This is a genomic window from Faecalibacterium sp. DFI.5.82 (assembly GCF_029076575.1).
GTDB lineage: Bacteria > Bacillota > Clostridia > Oscillospirales > Ruminococcaceae > Faecalibacterium > Faecalibacterium duncaniae.
The window spans coordinates 1-302 of the sequence record NZ_JARFIS010000722.1 but is presented as its reverse complement, the minus strand read 5'-3'; the positions used below and the strand labels follow the sequence as shown (position 1 = coordinate 302).

Below are 302 nucleotides of genomic sequence, written 5' to 3'. Positions count from 1 at the left end.
ACTGGCGAAGGCGGGCGTGACCGTCACCATCAAGAAGATCACCGGCAAAGATGAAGTCCGCCTGCATCTGGCAGAGATTGGTTTTGTGGTGGACAGCGAAGTGACCGTGGTCAACGAGATCGCAGGCAACCTGATCGTACAGGTCAAGGAAAGCCGCCTGGCACTCGACAGGACGATGGCAAATCGCATTATGATCGGCTGAACAGCGCAGCACGCTGTTTGGGACCTGCTGCGACACTGGAATGGTCTCTGAATAAAGACAAGTAGCGGAGGAAATTTGCATGAAAACTCTGAAGGACGTG

Annotated in this window: 1 protein-coding gene; it reads left to right on the top strand. The window is 54.0% G+C overall.

What is annotated here, in order from left to right; translation table 11 throughout:
• Position 1: 1 nt before the first annotated feature.
• Entirely contained in the window at positions 2-202 is a 201-nt protein-coding gene (locus P0G09_RS18615; protein WP_275253413.1) for a FeoA family protein, read from the top strand.
• Positions 203-302: the final 100 nt, after the last annotated feature.